The following is a 19976-nucleotide window of genomic DNA, read 5'->3' on the forward strand; positions in this document are numbered from 1 at the left end:
CATCGTTACATTTAAAAGACAGAAGCAATGAAACTTTCTTATTCTTGGCCCCTTCTCCTTTTTGTCCTCCTTTTCGGATTTTCTTCTTGCGAAAAAGACGAGGATGACGATCATGACCATGATCATGCAGAAGTGAGTATCAACATTCTCTCTCCGACCAATGACAGCACAGTTACTGACCCCAGTCAAACCCATATTCACGTTCAAGTCACTTCTGATGAGGATTTGCATGATATCTACGTTTATCTCCAAGTAGAAGGCGATAGCAGTTATATCGCCCCTTTTGGTCCCATGACGGTGCACGAGCATGCCACAACGGTAGACATCGAAGAGGATATCGACCTCTCTAGCTATCCCGCTGGCACCGAATTTCACCTAGAGGTGGAAGCCTGCGAAGATCATGATTGCGAAGAGAAAGAAACCCAACATATTCACTTCTCTATTTAGGTTTTAGTCTAGCCTACTTTGTACTATGGCTGCATCTTCTGAAATAGGAGGATGCAGTTTTTTTTGGGGCCTGCCGCCTGCGGCGGCCGTGCCCTTGCGCCGCTCGCTGCTCGCTCGGCCCTGCGGCGCTTGCAGCGCCTTGGTCTGCCGCCTGCGGCGGCACGGCTACAGGCCACTAGGCCAGTCGCTTCGCTCCTTTGCGGCGGCTTTGCCGCCTGTACAAGCGCTATATTGGACCAAAAAGCGGCCCCTAAACTGAATTAGGGGCCGCTTTGCCGTATTACAAAGCTGCAGGCAAGCCCGCAGCTAGGGCCGCTAGGCCCTAAATGGCCTAGCGATGTGTAGGGGTGGCCCGCAGGGCCAGACCGAGCCAGCTTGCTGCCGAAGGGCCGAGCGAAGAGCGAGCCCCGGAACGTAGCGCCCTGAGCCCTTGAGGGCGAGGGGAGGCCCCAAAAACACCAAATCTAACTCCAATACCTTCAACTCAATCCGTCGATTATGCGCTCGGCCCTCTTCGGTTTCATTAGTTGCCGCAGGTTCATTTTCGCCATAGCCCTTCGCCTTCATTCGATCGGGCGAAACACCATGTTCTTGTAAATAATCGACCACAGCTTTTGCTCGATTATTTGACAAGAGTTGGTTGGCCGCCAAGCTTCCTCGGCTATCCGTATGTCCACCAATTTCTATTTTCATCTTGGGGTATTGAGCCAATATAGCCAATAAACGATCGAGCTCCTGCCGCCCCTCTTCTTTCAAGTTATACTTATTGGTATCGAAGAAAATATTGTTGAGGCGAATTTTAGCCCCCTTTTTCATGGGGTGCAAATACAAATCCACCAACACCTCTTTGTATTCCAATTCCTTGGGCAAATCAATAGACTTACTCTCAGAGAGGAAATTGGCCTTTTCTGCCAAGAAGCCATAATTGGTCCCCATAGGCAAAACTAAACTATATTCTCCTGTCTTAGGATTAGAGCGGGCAATCCCTGAAGGCCCTTCTTTGCCCAAGCTCTCATATTGGACCGATGCGGCCAAGGGCGTGCTATCTAAAGCATTAAAGACCCGACCACGGACCAAAAGAACGGCTTCTGGACGAGCCGCTTCTGGCAGTTTCACTTTCATAATATCTGTTTTGCCAATAGCGTCTTTACCTGAGGAGAAAAAGGCATATTCGCCAGAAGCAGGAAGTGAATAATAGGCATCAAAATCAGGCGTATTCAGCTTTGGGCCCAAATTTAAGGGCTCCGACCAATTGGTCCAACTATCATCCAATCTGCGGCTCACAAACATATCGGCATGTCCATAACCAGGACGGCCAGAAGTAGCAAAATAAAGAGTTTTGCCATCTGCAGCCAAATAAGGAGAAAGTTCTGAAGCCGCAGTATTAAGCATATCGCCAGTATGCATAGGGACGGTCCAACTACCATCCTCATTTCTGAAAGAAACATAGATATCTTTAGCCCCTTCCGTATCATCTCGCTCAATTGCTAGAACCAAAGTTTTCCCATCATTGGCCAAATTATACTCGCCATACTTATTATTGTTATAATAGTCTTCTATCACTAAAGCTTCTGGAAAAGACCAACGATCCTCCCCCTCTTTATGCGAAAGAGAAAGGCCCTTATCTGATCCCCCATCTTTTTTATACACATTGAGGACCAACAAAGTTTGCCCGTCAGGGGTCACCGAACAAATAGAGTTATTCCGTTCATTGTTGATTGGACCACCAATATTTTTGGCAGGCAAAAACTGCCCATCTTCGCCCAATTGCGCACACCAAACATCTTGGTTCTTCTTCTCTCCTAAATTACCAGGATGATCTTGGCGAGTATAATAAAGTAATTGGCCATCAGGAGAAATTAAAGGGGCCAATTCATGGGCCTCACTGTTAATCGCAGTTCCCAAGTTTATAGGGTCACCTACCTCATTGGCTCCAGCTACTGTTTTTATCTCTACTTGATAGTCGACTTCCTCCTCAGAAATACCAATGGCATCAATCTGATTATAACCATAAACCATACGTGTATTCAATTGAAGCTGAATAGCAGCAACCAAAAAGTCGGTGCTTTCTTCCAATATAAATTTACTTAGCTTCCCTGGCTTATCCTTATTTTCTTTGCTCAATTCTGGCGTTTGCTGAAAGACCAAACGCACTTCCCCCTTACTGCCATAAGCGACAATCTTTTCTATCGCTCCTGGATTAAAAGCCTCAGAAACCGTAATCTGCTTAACCTTCTGTGGAACAGAAAATCCCACCTTGATAAATTCTCCATCTCCATTAGACTTTGATTTAGGAGTCCAAGCACAAGGTGTACCTGAAGTTGTATTGGCAGGGATTACAGAAGGACTACCCAAAGCCCCTCGAGCTCCATATTGCCCTTTGTGTTTAGAAGAACTAAACTCTGAAGATTTCTCTAAAACGGAAGAAGCCCATTGTACAGACTGTGCAAAGAGCAACTGAGGAATAAAACAACTGAGGATAATTAAATAACGCATATAATTATATAATTTTTGTGGAGAATTGGCCCGAAGATAGGAACTCCCTATCTAGTTCTGCTCACTTTATACCCGATAAAGCTAAAAGTTAGTTCCCCCTACAAAAAAAGGCCCAGCCTATAAAAGACTGAGCCCACTATCAAACTTCAAAGACTGAAAGATTATTTGTTAAAAACATAGCTATAATCTCCACTAAAGTTCTCATAAAAACCATCCAACTTCACTTCTCCCTCTGCCGCTATAATAGCCTTAATGAACTCTTCTTCTGTGCTCACTTTTTGGCCATTCACCGCCTCAATAATAAAGTCGCGATCCATATTCGTATTTTCCATCAAACTGCCCGAACGAATTTTAGTGACAATCAAGCCCTTTTCTACATCCAAGCGGCGACGCTCTTTGCTATTCAACTGTCGAAGATCTACCCCCAACTCTTCCAAAATAGTCGCCTCATTTCTGAAACGCTCCGAACGAGGCTTGTCCTCTATCGTATTCCCATTAGACGCATTTTTAAGCTCAACCTTGGTCTCATAAGATTTCCCCTCTCGGAAATAAATGATGGCCACCTCTTGCCCAGGTCGGAATAGCCCCACCTGCTCCTGAAGCTCCGGAGAACTCTTCACTTTCACATTGTTCACATGCGTGATAATATCCCCAGACTTTAATCCCCCCTCTTCTGCTGCACTCCCCGAATTGACTCGGTCCAAATAAACCCCGTCCAAAGAGTTTAAGGCCATTTCCTTCGCCAACTCATTACTGACGTCCCGAATCGTCACGCCCAAAAAGCCTCTTTGTACCTCACCATATTCAATTAGGTCTTTGGCCACCTTACGCGCCAAATTCACAGGCACCGCAAAAGAATACCCCTCATAACGCCCCGAACGCGTGATAATAGCCGTGTTGATCCCCACCAAACGACCCTCCGCATCAATCAAAGCGCCTCCACTGTTACCCGGATTTACCGCAGCATCTGTCTGAATAAAAGACTCAATAGAATAAGTCCCCTCCAAAATATCAATGTTGCGCCCCTTGGCCGATACAATCCCCGCCGTCACCGTAGACGTCAAATTAAAAGGATTTCCAACAGCCAAGACCCACTCACCAACCTGCAGCTGATCCGAATTGGCAAAACCCAATACAGGCAACTCACGCCCATCCAATTCCTCTTCCTCCACCTTGATTACGGCCAAATCCGTAGACGGATCCGTCCCAATAACCTTCGCCTTGTATTTTCGACGATCATTGAGGGTCACCTCAACCTGCCGAGCCCCTTCCACTACGTGGTTGTTCGTCAACATATACCCATCCTTACTGATAATCACCCCAGAACCCGAAGCCCCAGAACCAAAATCAAATAATTCCTCATTTCCGCCATTAGACTGAATATGAACCACCGAAGGACGAGCCAAATTGGCCGCCGCCTTAAAATCCTTGGGCCGATCCGTTAACGGACTCCCATAAGGACTATCATTATAATAGGTCGCCTGATATTTAGGGACAAATTCCCGCACAATGACTTCTTGCCCGGCAGGACGCTCTTTTTCTAGACAGGTTTTATAAACCCCCAAGGTCAATCCCGAACTCAAAATCGAAACCGCCAATAGGATCATTCCATTTTTCATAGGCTATATATAGATTAGGTGCTGTTTTAGAAGATCTGATTTTAAACTTTAAAATCCTAACTGAAGTTCATACTTTTGCAGCTTTGAAGAGAAAAATTAGCAGAAGTTTAGTACAAAAGGTCTTTTCTGCTTTTTTTGGGCCTCCCCTCGCCCTCAAGGGCTCAGGGCGCTACGTTCCGGGGCTCGCTCTTCGCTCGGCCCTTCGCCAGCAAGCTGGCTCGGTCTGGCCCTGCGGGCCACCCCTACACATCGCTAGGCCATGATGGCCTTCGGCCATCCTTTAAAATCCGCAGAAGCCCAAACGCTAAATAACGCCCCTACTTCCACCCAATTAAAAAAGCCTATTGAGCTATGAGAGAAAAACCAAACCCCTATGAGGGCATGAGCCGCAAAGAACGGCGAGAAGCAGCCTTAGATCAAGTCTTTGGCAAAAATAGAAAAGAATATATGGGCAATATTTGGGGCTGGAAATTCACCTACTTCGGCCTCGCCTTCCTCTTACTCGTCTTTGCCTTTGCTGCCTATGGCGTCTGGACCGGCAAAATCGACCTCAAAAAACAACAGTTCGAAGCAACCCCCTCTCGCCATATCCAACAAAATAGCTTGCACCATCAAAAAGATACAGCAAACTAGCTAGCCGCCTCCTTTTTTTATCCTTCTTTAACATTGCTTTAAAATGTCTGCCATTCCTTTCTATAAATATCAAGCAGCGGGCAACGATTTTGTCATCTTTGATAACCGAGAGGCTAAGCTCTCCTTTTCTGCCCAAGAAATTGCCCGCATCTGCCACCGACAGTTTGGCATCGGAGCCGATGGCATTATGCTGCTCGAAACAGCCCCAAAACTAGACTTTAAAATGGTCTACTTTAATGCCGATGGCGCCCCCAGTAGCATGTGCGGCAATGGCGGAAGAGCCCTGGTCGCCTTTGCTAAGCATTTGGGCCTGTTTGAAAATAGCTGTAGCTTTATGGCCGTGGATGGCCTCCACCATGCCAAGGTCTTAGGCCCCAATTATATCGCCCTAGAAATGCAGGATTATAAAGATTTATATCTAGCCGACTCTCACTGCTTTTTAGATACAGGCTCTCCCCATCATATCGAATTTGTCGCCCAATCCGAAGCCATTGATGTGGTCCAAGAAGGCCGAAAAATTCGCTATGCCGCCCCCTATGGAGAAAAAGGCGCTAATGTCAATTTTGTAGAAGTCCTCAGCCCCACAGAACTACAAATTGCTACCTACGAAAGAGGGGTCGAAAACGAAACTTTGGCCTGCGGCACTGGCGTTACCGCCGCCGCTATCGCCCACTTTCTACAACATGGCCCAAAAACAAAAGGCCATCACCGCATTGAGGTCCGCGCCAAAGGCGGAGACCTAGCCGTGGAATTTGACTACCAAGAAGATATTAAAAATATTTGGCTGTTGGGCCCCGCCCAAGCCGTCTTTCAAGGCCAATACTTCGGCCTCCAAAAATAAAAGTGAATCATGGGAAAAGATACCAAAAAAGTTGTCCAAGAAAATAATATTCAACTAACCGTTGGCCTCAATGCCGATCGCACCCCCGTCAAAATTGAATGGGAAGCCTCCGATAGCCAAAACGGCCCCGAAGAATGCAAAGCCATGCTGATCTCACTCTTCGATAAAGCGCATAAAGATACCCTCAAAATTGATCTCTGGACCCTCGATATGCAGGTCAACGAAATGGACCGCTTTATGTACCAAACCCTACGCGGCCTAGCCGATACTTACTATCGCGCTACCAATAACCAACAACTCAGCAACGATTTTATGCGCTTTGTCCAATACTTTGGCGAAAAAACAGAAACCCTACCTAAAAAGTAGATCCGAAAGCAAAGCCAAAGGCCCAACTCCTTATTGGAGTTGGGCCTTTTTTATTCCTAACACTTCAAATAAAAGCTAAATTAGGAGGCTATGGCTGTTTGTATGGTAGCATCTATATCTTCTACATACTCTTCAAATACGGCACTTATTTGTATAACATCTGGAAATGTTAAATCCGAGGCCTGATCATTGTAATGCAGCACTTTATTCCTCTTTAAAACAATACTTTGGATCAAGTCTTTATGCTGAATATATGAAGAAACCTTATCCAAATCTATCCCCATATAAGAAAATGCTACCTTCGTCCTATCTGGGTTTCCCGAAATGAAATCATCAAAACCATTTTCATTTTCTTGTAGCAAGAATATCGCTTCTGCATTTTCCCTTTTTTCTAAATCCTTCGTTGCTTTATTTACAGCTGCTTTAGAAAACTTATTTTCTTTATCTCTTGATGCAATTACGATAACATTTTTAGGGAGATTTGCATTAGCCACCCTTTGCTGATACTCTTTATATATCTCTGATAAAACGTCTTTCAAATAGCTTTCCAAACAAACACAAAGTTGTACTAATGCCGACTTCGTCAGAAAGTTAGCATGTTCTATGACAAACTGCTCAGCTCCTGAGCCACTACTCTGGCCAAGTTGTACCTTATGGCTGTCATTTACAAAGGTCCTTAAATCATTTAAATTGTCTATATATCTTTTGTAGGATGTTGTTTTTAGGTTACTCATAGCCATCTATTTCTGAGAGTTTTGAAATCCATAGCTCACGACGTTTTAGGATAGAGCTTTTTTTCTGTGTTCCCCCTGATAGTTTTTGTTGGAACTTAGGCATTTGACAAAGCTGATTAAATTTTTCTTGAATTTCCTCCTTATGCGCTAAAGCCCAATCGCGTCTCCCTGTCAAAGACCACATGATTAGGTCATAATGTGCATTACTATGTCTAGGCTTCTCTTTGGTTACATCCATAAAAGGTTGTTTAAATACCTGTACACAAGTATCTAAAGTCTCGGTAAAGAGTTTCTTTAACTCTTTAATTTTGGTTGCTGAAAGATTCTGATTTTCAGCCATACACTGATCCAACCACTTAGCATGGTTACTATCATAAGTCTTTAAATCCTTTTGTAGGGCGAAGTACCGTAAAACTAGCTCTTCATCCCTTCGATCATCCTTATCCTTGGCTAACTGAAAAGCAGGAAGACCCTGATCGGCTAATTCTTTCAGTAGAGAGTCAAAACTTCCAGGGTAAATTGCATGTCGAATCTCTTGATCACTCAGCTTAACAGCTCCTTGGTTCAATCGAGCAAAAATCTCATTCACTAGCCCTTTGGGGTTGTTCTTTCTCAACACCACACAACGAATAGTTGTATTTTCTAAATCTGCCTGATAAGTGCCTAACTCTGAGAACTTCTTATTATTCAATTCTGGATATACAGTCAATCCTTCTAAAGCAAATTCGTCCGCAAAAAATCGTCGTATAGTAGTAATTCTTTGTACACCGTCAATCACTTCATGGCTTCCATCCTCTCGCTCTGCAAAATAACAAGCAGGTAAAGGAATACGCATTAAGCAAGATTCGATGAATTTAGAGCTCCGCCCTTCACCATCTTTATCCCATTTGTATTTTCGCTGAAAGTCGGGATCTAAAATTAGTTTTCCATCTCGGACCCTATCATTTAAAGTCTCAAAAGGATAATCAATAGGATAAAGGTTCAAGACCTTCATATTCTCTTCCGTGTTTGTATTACTGGCCATTAGTTGATGTTTTTATATTTAAACGTATAGCAATATACAAAAAAAAATCATTCCCGCCAATCTTCTACCCGCCAATGTTGGGCAGGCCGCAAAAGCGGCAGTTCTCTATATATTAAGGTATTGGCCCGCCAAGAAACATCTTGGCCCGCCCACTGCCCAAATAAAAAGAGTTGATCGCTAGTTTGACGATAATATAAACGAGCCTGAAGGCTATCGCCCTGCAAATCATAAAGGGCAAGTCCATCTTCGGGCAGATAGCGCAGCCGATAACTCTTTTGCCTCCTCCCCTGCTGCATGATCCAATAGCCCCGACGATGAATATAGAATTCTTGTCCATCTTCTAAGACATAAGCCCCATGCAAAGGCGGCCTAGTCTCCATATCATCATTCCAATGCCGCCGATGCCGATAAGGCCAAAGTATATTTAAGCCTATACATAAAAGAACTAGCGTTTTTATCCACCACTTTCGCCCCCCTAAAAAAGAAGGCCCCAAAGAAGCCCTTGCCGCCAAAGCCTGCCCAGTAGACCAAGCCCAAAGCCCCTTTAATCTGGGCCAAAGAAGATATAAGGCCATCCATAAAAGCCCAGCCGAATATAGCTTGACGTTGATGTCAAAACTTATATTGATAAGCAAGACCTGCCCCATCACCCCTGCCGCTAACAAAGCCCCTAATGCTCGACTAGGCCGGTAGAATAATGCTAAAGCCGCCAAGATTTCTACTATACCCGTCCAAAAACTATAGGTCCAAGAACTGCCCATGACCGACCAAAAAGCTAAATCCTTCTCGATATACCCCAATGGCTGATAAAGGGTGTTGGGCTCTGGCAAAAAGAATTGCTGTTTGAGCAGCTTGTCTAGACCATAACGCCCCAATTGCATCCCTAAGTAATAGACGATGCCCAATTGCAAATAAGACTGAAACTGCTGACTCCAGTTTTTTTTGTCCCATAACAATAGCAAGGCCGCCAAGACCGCCAACCAAATACTATGTAAATAAAAGCCCGTACTATCCGAAGCTAAACGATAATAGCCCCCTTCTATCCCCAAAAGCTCCCCACAGGCGCTATAAAAAGGAGCCAAGCCCTCTGCCCAAAAAGCAGAATATGCAGGACATAAGGGCTGCTCAATCGGAGCCGTTAGGGCAAAGAGAATTAAGTATATAGTTGTCCAACGATAAAGCATCTGCATTTTTTTTAGCTTTTCTATCTAATCCACGGAGTCAATCTGAGATGTCCGTAGACCTCCGTGGCCGCCACGGAGCCAATCTGAGATGTCCGTAGACCTCCGTGGCCACCACGGAGCTAATCCGAGATGTCCGTAGACCTCCGTGGCCGCCACGGAGCCAATCTGAGATGTCCGTAGACCTCCGTGGCCACCACGGAGCCAATCTGAGATGTCCGTAGACCTCCGTGGCCACCACGGAGCTAATCCGAGATGTCCGTAGACCTCCGTGGCCGCCACGGAGCTAATCCGAGATGTCCGTAGACCTCCGTGGCCACCACGGAGCCAATCCATCCGAATGGTCGCAGTCCGTGGCGGATTCTAAGCCCCTCTTTTGATTTTCCTATGGTCCCCCTAATCAAAAAATAAAAGGTGCTTAGGCCCTAAAATAAGCGATCCTTTATTTAGAAGGACAAAAAAAGGCTCCAAACTAAGGTTTGGAGCCTTTCTGGGCCATCAAATTCTTGAGCATAATAAGCTTGAGCGAGGAATTAGGCCAGCCAATAATAGCGAAAGCGGCAAGAAGGCCCGCAGCCCACAACAAGCCCTTTAGGCTGCAGTTCGACGGCCAGAGGGAGTAACCGATTTGCAGCAGGCGGCGCAGCCGCCTTGGCCGAAGGCCAAACGGCCCAGCGCTGCGGAGGGGTGGCCGTAAGGCCAGACCAAAGCCGCCGCAGGCGGCTGCAGGGCCGAACAGACCTGTGAGCCCCGCAGCATAGCGGCGGCCAGCTTTGCTGGCCGCGGGCCCCAAAAAATCGCCCTTATCCTCGGTCATTTTCTTCAAAAGTGCTCTAATTATTGATCAATTGGGCCAGCGGGCTATCTTTTTTGGCAATAAAATCAATAGCCTTGGCTAAATCTTGGGCAAATACCCGATCGCCCTCAATGGCGGGCACGACTTGACGGAAAGCTTGGCGGCAAGTTTCAATTTGGGGAGAGCTGGGCAAGCTTCTAAACTCTAGGCTTTGGAGCGCCGCCATCAATTCAATCGCCAAAAGGCGCTCTACATTATGGACCAAGCGATAAAGTTTGGTCCCTGCATTGGCCGCCATACTCACATGATCCTCTTGGCCATTACAAGAGACCAAGGAATCTACAGAAGCGGGCGTGCAGAGCTGTTTATTTTGGCTAGCGATAGAGGCCGCCGTATATTGGCCAATCATCAGGCCAGAGTGTAGGCCCGAATTGGGCGTAAGGAAAGCGGGCAGGCCTCTTTTTCCGCCAATGAGTTGATAAAGGCGGCGTTCAGAGATACTTCCGAGTTCGGATAAGGCCATTGCCATAAAATCGAGGACCAAGGCTAGCGGCTGAGCGTGGAAATTTCCGCCTGAAAGGATAGCATCTGTTTCTGGGAAAATATTGGGGTTATCCGTTACGCTATTGAGCTCGGTGCTCAGTACAGTTTTGGCATATTGCAGGGCATCTTTACTGGCCCCATGTACCTGAGGCACGCAGCGGAAAGAGTAAGGATCTTGGACCACCTCTTTTTCCTCCTTCATCAAAGGAGAATCGGTCAATAGGATTCTAATATTTTTGGCCGTTTGTAGTTGGCCATTATGGGGGCGGATAAGATGAAGGCGCTCATCAAAGGGGCTAAGCAGGCCCCCAAAGCCATCAATAGAAATAGCGGCAATGCTATCGGCCCAAAGGCTGAGCTTTTCCGCCTTCCAATAACTGTAGATGCCATAGGCCAAAGAAAACTGGGTTCCGTTGAGCAGCGCTAGGCCCTCCTTCATTTCGAGGGCAAGAGGCTGCCAGCCCAATTTTTCTAGGGCTTGAGCCGAGGACATTCGTTCGCCCTCAAAGTAGACCTCTCCCTCGCCTAAAATAGGGAGCGAAAGATGGGCTAGGGGGGCTAAATCGCCAGAGGCTCCTAGGCTTCCCAACTGATAGATAACGGGAATAAGGTTCGCATTATAGCTATCAATTAGGCGTTGGAGCAAGATAGGGCGAACGCCCGAAAAGCCTTGGGCCAGATTCTGAATTTTGAGGAGCAGCATGAGGCGGGCCAGCTCCTCTGGCACCAAATCGCCTGTACCAAAGGCATGAGAGCGGACCAGATTATGTTGTAGTTCGCTTAGGGCCTCCTTGCCAATTTTGACATCGCAAAGCGAGCCAAAGCCCGTATTGATGCCATAAAAAGAGTCTTCTGAATTTGCCACTTTTTCCTCTAGAAAATCGCGGCAAGCCTTTACCTTGGTCCAAAGCGACTCACTTAATTCAATTTTTGTATGTTTTGTCCAAATCTGATGCAGGGCATCTAATGTTAGTTCCTTATCGGTAAGCAAATGCATAAATTGTTAGCTGTTGTGGCCCATTTGGGCCTATATTAAATGATAATCCTGTCTGATTAGGCCGAATATAGAAGAAGAGATTTAGAAAAAAAATAAAGCGATATGAATAGCTCAAAAAATAAGGTCAAGTTCTTAGCTAGGGCCTACTTTTATCTACTCCCTTGGAGTCGTCCCAAGCGATTGTGGTTATTGGGGCTGTTGATGCTGCTTATCTTTTGCCGTTTTCAGTACCTAACGGCTAGCTGGCGGGCAGCCTTGGGGCCCTTGACCTCTGGAGAAGAGCTGCAGTTGCTCGATACTCATTTTGGCATTCGGGAAAAAGAGATAATTCCCTTGCTAGAGCATTTGGGGCCCGCCTATCGACAAGCGCACAGCTACTTATACATCAGCTTAGATTTGATTTATCCTCTCGTTTATGGGCTATTCTTTTCGGCCTTGCTTCTTTTCCTTTTACAGAACTCCTATCCCCGTTATTTAGGTAGCCTTTATCGCCTAAGTTTTTTCCCTTTTTTGATCGCAATCACCGACCTTTTAGAAAATATATCTTTTATCTTGTTGCTTTGGCGCTACCCCCAAATTGATCCCTACTTATGGTGTTTGGCCTCCACATTTAACCAGACAAAATGGATCGGGGTCAATTTACTGCTCATTTTGCTCCTACTGGGCTTTGTTGCTCGCTGGATGAATCGAGTAGAGGTAGCAGAGTTTCGGGCCATGCAAAAACGCTTTGGCTCGGATAAATAATCAGACTCATATCAATCATCAAGCTTTAAAATTAAATCAAGATGTCTAAGAACTTATTGTGGGATGCCGCATTGGCTCGTTTGAAAGAGGGTAATGATCGCTTTGTTAAAGAACAAACAGAAGGGAAAAAGCAGGCCTTAAATCGCCGTCAGGAATTAACTAAAGGACAGGCTCCTTGGGCCATTATTTTGAGTTGTGCTGACTCTAGAGTGGTTCCCGAACTCACCTTTGATACGGGCTTGGGCGAGCTTTTCGTAATTCGAGTAGCGGGCAATATTGCCAATAAAGCCACCTTGGCTAGTATTGAGTATGCCGTTGCTCACTTAGACGTCAACTTGATTGTAGTAATGGGTCATGAAAGCTGCGGGGCGGTCACGGCAGCCATGGCAGAGGGCGATGCGGAAAGTAACAACCTAAAACATTTGTTAGATTACATTCAGCCGGCCATTGCCGCTTGTCCCCAGGCTCAAAATGTAAATGAGGTCGTAAAGAAAAATGCCGAGCTTACGGCAGAGGCTTTGGCGGCCAATTCGGCCATCATTCAGAATGAAATCACGCATGGAGAGCTCAAGGTCTTTTCGGCCTATTACAATCTCTCTGATGGACATGTAGACTTTTTTGAGGAGGCTTAGGTCAAATTGAAACGGGCAAAAAAAACCGCCAGCTCGACAAAAGCTGGCGTTTTTTTGTAGGGGCCAAGAGCTTCCCGATGATGATATTTTTTTGGGGCCCGCGGCCAGCAAAGCTGGCCGCCGCTATGCTGCGGGGCTCACAGGTCTGTTCGGCCCTGCAGCCGCCTGCGGCGGCTTTGGTCTGGCCTACGGCCCCCCCTCCGCAGCGCTGGGCCGCTCCACTTTTTTTGTTGCTTCAAATCTTTAGGCTTCGGCCTTTTGGTCCTCCCTTTTTAGTTCACTTCATGAGGGGGTTAGCCCTCATTCATATATTATTCTGCAGCAATGCCATTCCTTGCTGTAGGTTTTAACCTACAAGCACAGATAGCAGGCGGCAAAGCCGCCGCAGGCTGAGGGGCTGTAGCAGGGCCGCCGAAGGCGGCAGACCTAGCGGGCATAGCCCGCGCAGGGCCGAGCAAACAGCGAGCTGCGCAATGGCCCGACCCGACCGCAGGAAGGGGCAGCCCCAAAACCTCCACCTAAGACAACTTACTATAATTGGCAGCGGCAGCGCCTTCTTCATGCTTAGCTTCTAGAATTTCAAAGACATTCTTGCGAATATTATGGGCGATATCGCCCGTAGGCAGGTCATTACAATCCTGGCCAAAGGGGTCTTGAATCTCTGCGGCCATCAGTTCGAGGCCAAGAAAGGCAAAGAGGATCAGCATCAGCACGGGCAATCCCCAAAAGCCAAAGCTGGGCAAAATCACAAAGGGTAAAATCAGGGCGTAGCAAACAATATAGAGCCGCAAGAAGATCTCGTAAGAAAAGGGAATAGGGGTTTTCTTAATGCGTTCACAGGCGCCCAAAACATCGAGCAGCGCTTGAGTGTGAGGTTTAAAATTAAGCTGATCGAGCTCTCGGATTTCGCCACGGCGATAAGCCTGCACCACTAGCTGCTGAATTTGGGCCGAAATATAGGCGGGTAAATGCTGTTGCTCTGCATAAAGCTGTCGATCTCTAGCGCTCAACTCAATAAGCTCCTCTAGGCGTACGCCCTCCCGCAAATGCTCCTTAAAGGCCAGGCAAAAATTGCTAATTAATAGCGCTAGACGGTGGCGGATCGCCTTATTCTCTTCGGGAAAGCAAACCTGTCCCACAATGGCTAGATTTCTACTGTGATTAACCAGCGCGCCCCATTGTTTGCGGCCCTCCCACCAGCGATCATAGGCTGTATTGGTCCGAAAGACCAAAAGGATACTCAGCACCACCCCCAAAAAGGAAAAAATGCTGCTCAGACCGTCTAATTTTAGGTATTTGGACCAATCGGCCCAGATGAAAAGGGCCGCCAGTCCTGCCACGGCCAAGCCATAAAACAAAACATAAGCAATCAGCCGTTGAATAACCAGAGTGCGATTAAAATGGCGAATGTCTCTTAGGAAAGAGCCCGAAGGTTTGTAGATAATCATGAGTTAGAGATTAATTGTTCAATCGGCATCGTTCTTCCGCCGCAAATAATGGCCAAAATATGTTTGGCCGCTCGGATTTCGGGCCAATCTTCCTCTAGGGCAGCACGGACCAAGCCGCAGGCGGGCTCCGTCAGATGCCCTGTTTCGGTCAAGAGTTGTTGGACGCCCCAAACTGCCCGTTCATCAGGCAAAACACGGCTATATACCTTGGGCGATTGAGCCGCTTCCCAGGCGGCTTGAGCAATCTTTTTGGCGCCTAAGCTGCTGGCAATCCCCTCAATCTTTGGCAGTTCAATTTGTTCGCCTGCGGCCAAGGACTGATGCAGGGAGGCTGTACCAGGCGTCTCCAAACACAACACCTTAGTGGGCCAATTATGGGCGGCTAGGCCCTGCATCACCCCTTTAAAAAGACCTCCGCCGCCTACCGAGAGTAAAATGAGATCGGGAGGCTGCGGCAATTGCTCCGCCAATTCATTAATCAAACTGCTATGGCCCTCCCAAAGGGCGGGATGATCAAAAGGGGGAACATAGGCCGCTTGGGACGCCTTGGCTAATTCTAGGGCCAGTTTTTGGGCCTCGGCCCAGCTTTCGCCAGAGCGATAAACCTTTGCCCCTAAATCGAGGAGCAATTGCTCGACAAAAAGAGAGCTAGTTAGGGGAAGAACAACCTCTGCTCGCAGTTGGAGTTCTTGGGCGGCATAAGCCACCGCCAGGCCCGCATTACCTCCAGAGGCAATCACCAAAGATAAAATGCCTTGGGCCTTAAGTTCCTCCGCATAATGGCCAATCCCTCTAATTTTAAAAGAGCCCGAAGCTTGCTGGCAATCTAGTTTATAATAAATATGCTGCCCTTTGCGCTGAGACAAGCCCCATTGCTTTCGGCAGGCCGTTTTTTGATGTAATGGCATGAATTGTTTTTTATTGGGCTTTAATTTAATGAACTCCATCAAATTCGAGAAAGATAAAAAAGCGGAGGAAATAACTCCATAGCCTATTTTTTCTCGTATTTTAAAAATCGCTTGCCCCAATCACCTTAAACTCTAGTCCCTTGTCTATAAAAATATTATCTACTCATAAAGCTTTGCCTCGCTACTCTAGGTCTACTCAAGACATCCTTCCTTATATTGATCTTTGGTTACAGGCTAAAGGCCAAGATGAACGCTTTCGCCGCAAGGTGGAGCGTATTTTTCGCTATGCGCAGGTCGACCGTCGCTACTCCATTATGGATATCGAAGAGGTCTTTCAGCAAACCTCCTTTGAGGAAAAGAATGCCCGTTATGCGGAAGAATATACCTTACTGACGCAGCAAGCCCTAGAAGGGGCCTTAAAAAAGGCCAATTTACAGCCTACTGATATTGATATTATCATCAGTGTAAGTTGTACGGGCATTATGATTCCCTCTATAGACGCCTACTTAATTAATGCGCTGAGAATGCGCCAAGATATTATGCGTTTGCCCGTAACAGAAATGGGCTGTGCAGGGGGTACCTCCGCATTGATTTATGCTTACAACCTGCTTCAGGCCAATCCAGGTAAACGAGCGGCCATTGTTGCCTTTGAATCACCTACGGCTACCTTTCAGCAAGATGATATGAGCATGGTAAATATGGTCAGTGCCGCCATCTTTGGCGATGGGGCTGTTTGTACCATCTTGGGCCCCTCCGAAGAGCTGAAACCCGCTATCATTGCGGGAGAGATGTATCATTTTTATGATGAAATTGATATGATGGGCTTCAAGCTGCGGAACACGGGCCTACAAATGATCTTGGACAAGGAAGTACCCAACAAAATTGAGCGACATTTTGAGGCCGTTTTGTTTCCCTTTATAGAAAAGCATGGGCTAAGCATCGAGCAAATCGAGCACTTAATCTTTCATCCCGGCGGCAAGAAGATCGTGCAGCTGGTCGAGAGTCTTTTTGCGGACCTAGACAAAAACATAGCAGAAACCAAAGAGGTTTTGCGCCTCTATGGCAATATGTCTTCGGCCACGGTGCTCTATGTTTTAGAGCGTTATTTAGAAAAGCCCATTGCCGCTGGCGAAAAGGGCCTGATGTTGAGTTTTGGTCCAGGGTTTTCTGCCCAACGCCTATTATTGAATTGGGAGTAGTCATTGCCCCGCTAAATCAGAAAGCCGATGTATAAGGAACAGCAACTTTGGGGGCTCATTTTGGGGGGCTCTTCGGGACTAGGTTGGGCGGCCGCCCAACAACTGGCCCAAAAAGGCATGTCGCTCTGCATTTATTATCGAGAACGGCGGGCCGATGCTCGGGTGGCCCAAGCTCGTTTTCAGGCTTTGGCCCTAGAAACGGGCGTGAGTATTTTGCACTATAATGTAGATGCCACGCAAAAAGAGCAAATTGCTCGATCTTTGGCAGAACTGGCCAATCGCCTGCCGCCAGAGGCTCGCTTTCGGCTGCTATTGCACAGCATTGCCAAGGGCAATCTCAAGGCCTTTTTGGGCCAGAATAATTTGACGAGTACTGATTTCCAGCTTACGGCCCAAAACATGGCTTATAGTATTGTCGATTGGGCGCAGGGATTAATTAATCTAGGCCGCTTTGCCGAAGATGCTCGAATTTTGGGGTTGAGCAGTGGGGGAAACCAAAGAGCTTGGTCCCATTATGCGGCCGTGTCAGCGGCTAAGACCGCTCTAGAGGCCATTATTCGCGCTATGGCTTTAGAGTATGCGCCCTTGGGCATTCGGGCGAATATTGTACAGGCGGGCATGATGAATACCCGTTCCTTTCAACTGATTCCCGGCAGCGATGATTTGGCCCAATTTGCCAAAAGTAGAAACCCTTTGGGCCGAATGACGGAGGCCGAAGATGTAGCCAAAGTCATTGAGCTACTCTGTCGAGCAGAATCAGCTTGGATTAATGGTGCCATTATTCCCGTAGATGGCGGAGAACGATTGATTTAACAACAGATGAAAGATAACTACCAAGATATTTTAGCCCTGCTCCCCTATGGCCCTAACTTCTGCTTTGTAGATGAGTTATTGGCGCTGAATAAAGAAGGCGTTATAGGGCAGTACCGCTTTGCTAAAGAGGCCCCCTTTTATGCCGATCATTTTCCAGAAAACCCAATTACCCCTGGGGTTTTGCTTTTGGAGTGCATGGCGCAGATTGGGCTCGTTTGCCTAGGCATTTATTTATTGAAAAAAGAGCTGCAGGAGGTCCCACAAATTGCCTTTAGTAGTTCTAAGGTCAATTTTTATCGGCCCCATCGGCCAGGAGAATTGCTTAGAGTAGAAGCCAAAAAGAAATTATTTCGTCTCCAACAGCTTCGAGTAAATGCCTCTGCCTATAATGAAGCGGGCGAATTGGTTGCCCAAGCCGAATTGGCGGGCATGTGGAGCAAAAAAACAAAAACAGATGCCTGAACATAGAGTCGTGATTACAGGTTTGGGGGTTGTTGCCCCCAATGCCTTGGGATGCAAGGATTTTTTGGCTGCTTTGCAGGCGGGCCAATCGGGAATTAGCTATCGCTCGGATTTAGAAGAATTGCAATTTGCTTGTCGTGTGGCAGGCTCCCCCCCTTTAACCGAAGAGTATATCAATAGTTATTTGACGCCCCTACAAAGGCGATATATTCAAGGCTCTGGACTTTTGTATGGCTGTTTGGCAGGCCTAGAAGCTTGGCAGGATGCCGCCTTGCCTATAACCGAAAAGGAAGAAGAGCCCGATTGGGCCGCGGGTTGCATCTTTGGGGGGGGACAATCCAGCATTGAGGTTGTTCGAGAGGGGATTTATAAAGTAGATGCGGGCAAGGTTCGCCGCATTGGCTCTTCTCTAATCCAACAGACGATGGAGAGCAGCATTAGCGCTTATTTGGGTGGCTTTTTGGGCCTGGGTAATCAGTTGAGTTCTAATTCGGCGGCTTGCAGCACGGGCAGCGAAGCTATATTAATGGGGTATGAGCGCATTCGGTCGGGACGAGCGGAGCGAATGTTGGTGGGTAGCTGCAATAGTTCTGGTCCATATATTTGGGCGGGTTTTGATTCTATGCGGGTGCTTTGTCGCAAGTTTAATGAGCATCCAGAACAGGCTTCGCGCCCCATGAGCGAGCAGGCCGCGGGCTTTGTGCCTGGCAGCGGCGCTGGCGCTATGGTTTTGGAGAGTTTGGCTTCGGCCCAAGCCCGTGGCGCTCGCATTTATGCCGAACTAAAGGGGGGACATTTAAATGCGGGCGGACAGCGCCAAGGCGGTAGCATGACGGCCCCTAACATCAAGGCGATAGAGCGCTGTATTCGCTTGGCCCTAGCTGATGCGGGCATTTCGGCTAGGGAGCTGGATGCTATTTCGGGTCATTTGACGGCCACCATGGGAGATCCCGCTGAAATTGGGGCTTGGGTGCGGGCTTTGGGCCGCTCTGCCGATGATTTCCCTAAGATTAATAGCCTAAAGTCATTGATTGGCCATTGTTTGTCGGCAGCGGGAGCGATTGAATCGGTGGCAGTGGTCTTGCAGCTGGTCCATGGCTTTTTGCACCCCAGCAAAAATGCGGAGGATCTTCATCCCGAAATTGCGGCCCAGATTGCGGCCAGTTGTATTCCCCTGCAAACAGAGGCCGCCAATTTGCGCTATATGGCCAAGGCGAGTTTTGGCTTTGGCGATGTGAATAGTTGTTTGCTTTTTGCCCGCTGGGAGGACTAGTATTTTCTTTTGGGGCTGCCCCTCCGGCCCTTTGGGCCTTCGGGTCGGGCCATTGCGCAGCTCGCTGATCGCTCGGCCCTTCGGCGCAAAGCGCCTCGGTCTGCCGCCTACGGCGGCCCTGCTACAGCCCCTCAGCCTGCGGCGGCTTTGCCGCCTGCTATCTGTGCTTGTAGGTTAAAACCTACAGCAAGAAGCGGTATTGCTTCGCAATCTTATATGCATGAGGGTTAACACCCTCATGCGTTGAACTTGGACCAAATCTGCAGCTAGCTTTTGCCCGCCTCCCCAAGGGATTCCTTAGGGAATCCCGCAGAGGGGTGGGTGGGCGGGGACATATTGACAAATGAGGAGCGCAGCGACGAATACCGCTTAAAAGGGCGGACCAAAAGGCCGAAGAAGAAGGACCAAGCAAAACCGCCCTGATGAGCGGCCCAGCGCTGCGGAGGGGTGGCCGAAGGCCAGACCAAGCAGGCTTCGCCTGCGCAGGGCCGAACAGTCTTGTGAGCCCCGCAGCATAGCGGCGGCCAGCTTGCTGGCCGCGGGCCCCAAAAAAAATAAAAAAATTTCACCCTCCTAAATAACTGATAAAAAGCAACTTAAAAGAAAGGCAGGAAATAAATGAAGAAAAAAAGCGGCTAAAAATGAAAAAAGATTTGTGAGATCCAAAAAGCCGCCTTATATTTGCAACGTCGAAAATGATAAGCGGATGTGGTGAAATTGGTAGACACGCTAGACTTAGGATCTAGTGCCGCAAGGTGTGTGGGTTCGAGTCCCTCCATCCGCACCAATTTAGAAAGTGCAAATTCTGATGGGATTTGCG

The 19976-nt window shown here is 47.6% G+C and carries 19 protein-coding genes and 1 tRNA gene; 11 read left to right on the plus strand and 9 right to left on the minus strand.

Translation table 11 applies throughout. The annotated features are described in order from the left end of the window. Positions 1-27 precede the first annotated feature (27 nt). Positions 28-447, plus strand: coding sequence for a hypothetical protein (locus PPO43_RS04995; RefSeq protein WP_272620708.1), 420 nt, complete (start codon positions 28-30; stop codon positions 445-447). Between the two features lie 315 nt (positions 448-762). Here the strand turns inward: PPO43_RS04995 and PPO43_RS05000 are convergent, their stop codons facing one another. Continuing rightward, a complete protein-coding gene (locus tag PPO43_RS05000) occupies positions 763-2943 on the minus strand; it encodes an OmpA family protein (RefSeq protein WP_272620709.1) in 2181 nt (726 codons plus the stop codon). Between the two features lie 161 nt (positions 2944-3104). Further along, complete coding sequence (locus PPO43_RS05005; RefSeq protein WP_272620710.1) at positions 3105-4562, minus strand: S1C family serine protease; 1458 nt, start codon at positions 4560-4562, stop codon at positions 3105-3107. Between the two features lie 351 nt (positions 4563-4913). Here PPO43_RS05005 and PPO43_RS05010 point away from each other — a divergent pair, with 351 nt between their 5' ends. The 3 genes from PPO43_RS05010 to PPO43_RS05020 are packed head-to-tail and all read left to right on the plus strand — an operon-like array spanning position 4914 to position 6402. Beyond that, complete coding sequence (locus tag PPO43_RS05010) at positions 4914-5195, plus strand: hypothetical protein (protein WP_272620711.1); 282 nt, start codon at positions 4914-4916, stop codon at positions 5193-5195. Between the two features lie 43 nt (positions 5196-5238). Continuing rightward, positions 5239-6036: a diaminopimelate epimerase gene (gene dapF / locus PPO43_RS05015; protein WP_272620712.1), complete on the plus strand. Its 798-nt coding sequence runs from the start codon at positions 5239-5241 to the stop codon at positions 6034-6036. A 9-nt stretch (positions 6037-6045) separates the two neighbouring features. Continuing rightward, entirely contained in the window at positions 6046-6402 is a 357-nt protein-coding gene (locus PPO43_RS05020) for a gliding motility protein GldC (protein WP_272620713.1), read from the plus strand. 80 nt (positions 6403-6482) lie between these two features. Here PPO43_RS05020 and PPO43_RS05025 read toward each other — a convergent pair whose 3' ends face one another. The 5 genes from PPO43_RS05025 to hutH all read right to left on the minus strand — a co-directional run bounded on the left by PPO43_RS05025 (position 6483) and on the right by hutH (position 11677). Beyond that, a complete protein-coding gene (locus PPO43_RS05025; RefSeq protein WP_272620714.1) occupies positions 6483-7136 on the minus strand; it encodes a HEPN domain-containing protein in 654 nt (217 codons plus the stop codon). Continuing rightward, complete coding sequence (locus PPO43_RS05030) at positions 7129-8160, minus strand: DUF262 domain-containing protein (RefSeq protein ID WP_272620715.1); 1032 nt, start codon at positions 8158-8160, stop codon at positions 7129-7131. Before PPO43_RS05030 ends, PPO43_RS05025 begins: the two co-directional genes overlap by 8 nt. A 47-nt stretch (positions 8161-8207) precedes the next feature. Next, the gene (locus PPO43_RS05035; protein ID WP_272620716.1) at positions 8208-9344 is read right to left on the minus strand and encodes a hypothetical protein; all 1137 of its coding nucleotides are present in this window, start codon (positions 9342-9344) and stop codon (positions 8208-8210) included. A 469-nt stretch (positions 9345-9813) separates the two neighbouring features. Further along, positions 9814-10167: a hypothetical protein gene (locus PPO43_RS05040; protein WP_272620717.1), complete on the minus strand. Its 354-nt coding sequence runs from the start codon at positions 10165-10167 to the stop codon at positions 9814-9816. Positions 10168-10174: 7 nt separating this feature from the next. Beyond that, complete coding sequence (gene hutH, locus PPO43_RS05045) at positions 10175-11677, minus strand: histidine ammonia-lyase (protein ID WP_272620718.1); 1503 nt, start codon at positions 11675-11677, stop codon at positions 10175-10177. Positions 11678-11779: 102 nt separating this feature from the next. Between hutH and PPO43_RS05050 the strand changes: the two genes are divergently transcribed. Both PPO43_RS05050 and PPO43_RS05055 read left to right on the plus strand, forming a co-directional pair. Beyond that, positions 11780-12421, plus strand: a complete 642-nt coding sequence (locus PPO43_RS05050) for a hypothetical protein (RefSeq protein ID WP_272620719.1) — start codon at positions 11780-11782, stop codon at positions 12419-12421. 41 nt (positions 12422-12462) lie between these two features. Further along, positions 12463-13053, plus strand: coding sequence for a carbonic anhydrase (locus PPO43_RS05055; RefSeq protein ID WP_272620720.1), 591 nt, complete (start codon positions 12463-12465; stop codon positions 13051-13053). 518 nt (positions 13054-13571) lie between these two features. Here PPO43_RS05055 and PPO43_RS05060 read toward each other — a convergent pair. Then, the gene (locus tag PPO43_RS05060) at positions 13572-14501 is read right to left on the minus strand and encodes a bestrophin family protein (protein ID WP_272620721.1); all 930 of its coding nucleotides are present in this window, start codon (positions 14499-14501) and stop codon (positions 13572-13574) included. Next, positions 14498-15409, minus strand: a complete 912-nt coding sequence (locus tag PPO43_RS05065; protein WP_272620722.1) for a pyridoxal-phosphate dependent enzyme — start codon at positions 15407-15409, stop codon at positions 14498-14500. The genes PPO43_RS05060 and PPO43_RS05065 overlap by 4 nt, the downstream gene beginning before the upstream one ends. A gap of 140 nt (positions 15410-15549) precedes the next feature. Here PPO43_RS05065 and PPO43_RS05070 point away from each other — a divergent pair, with 140 nt between their 5' ends. From PPO43_RS05070 to PPO43_RS05090, 5 genes are all read left to right on the plus strand, one after another. Next, on the plus strand, positions 15550-16608 hold the full coding sequence (locus PPO43_RS05070) for a type III polyketide synthase (RefSeq protein ID WP_272620723.1): 1059 nt from the start codon (positions 15550-15552) through the stop codon (positions 16606-16608). 27 nt (positions 16609-16635) lie between these two features. Further along, entirely contained in the window at positions 16636-17421 is a 786-nt protein-coding gene (locus PPO43_RS05075; RefSeq protein ID WP_272620724.1) for an enoyl-ACP reductase FabI, read from the plus strand. Positions 17422-17427: 6 nt separating this feature from the next. After that, positions 17428-17883, plus strand: a complete 456-nt coding sequence (locus PPO43_RS05080) for a 3-hydroxyacyl-ACP dehydratase FabZ family protein (RefSeq protein ID WP_272620725.1) — start codon at positions 17428-17430, stop codon at positions 17881-17883. After that, positions 17876-19156 carry a beta-ketoacyl-[acyl-carrier-protein] synthase family protein gene (locus PPO43_RS05085; protein ID WP_272620726.1) on the plus strand — a complete coding sequence of 427 codons (1281 nt, stop codon included), beginning with the start codon at positions 17876-17878 and terminating at the stop codon, positions 19154-19156. The genes PPO43_RS05080 and PPO43_RS05085 overlap by 8 nt, the downstream gene beginning before the upstream one ends. A 702-nt stretch (positions 19157-19858) precedes the next feature. Then, positions 19859-19943: transfer RNA gene (locus PPO43_RS05090), tRNA-Leu, on the plus strand. The last annotated feature ends 33 nt before the right edge of the window (positions 19944-19976 follow it).

Source organism: Saprospira sp. CCB-QB6, from assembly GCF_028464065.1.
In the GTDB taxonomy this organism is placed as follows: domain Bacteria; phylum Bacteroidota; class Bacteroidia; order Chitinophagales; family Saprospiraceae; genus Saprospira.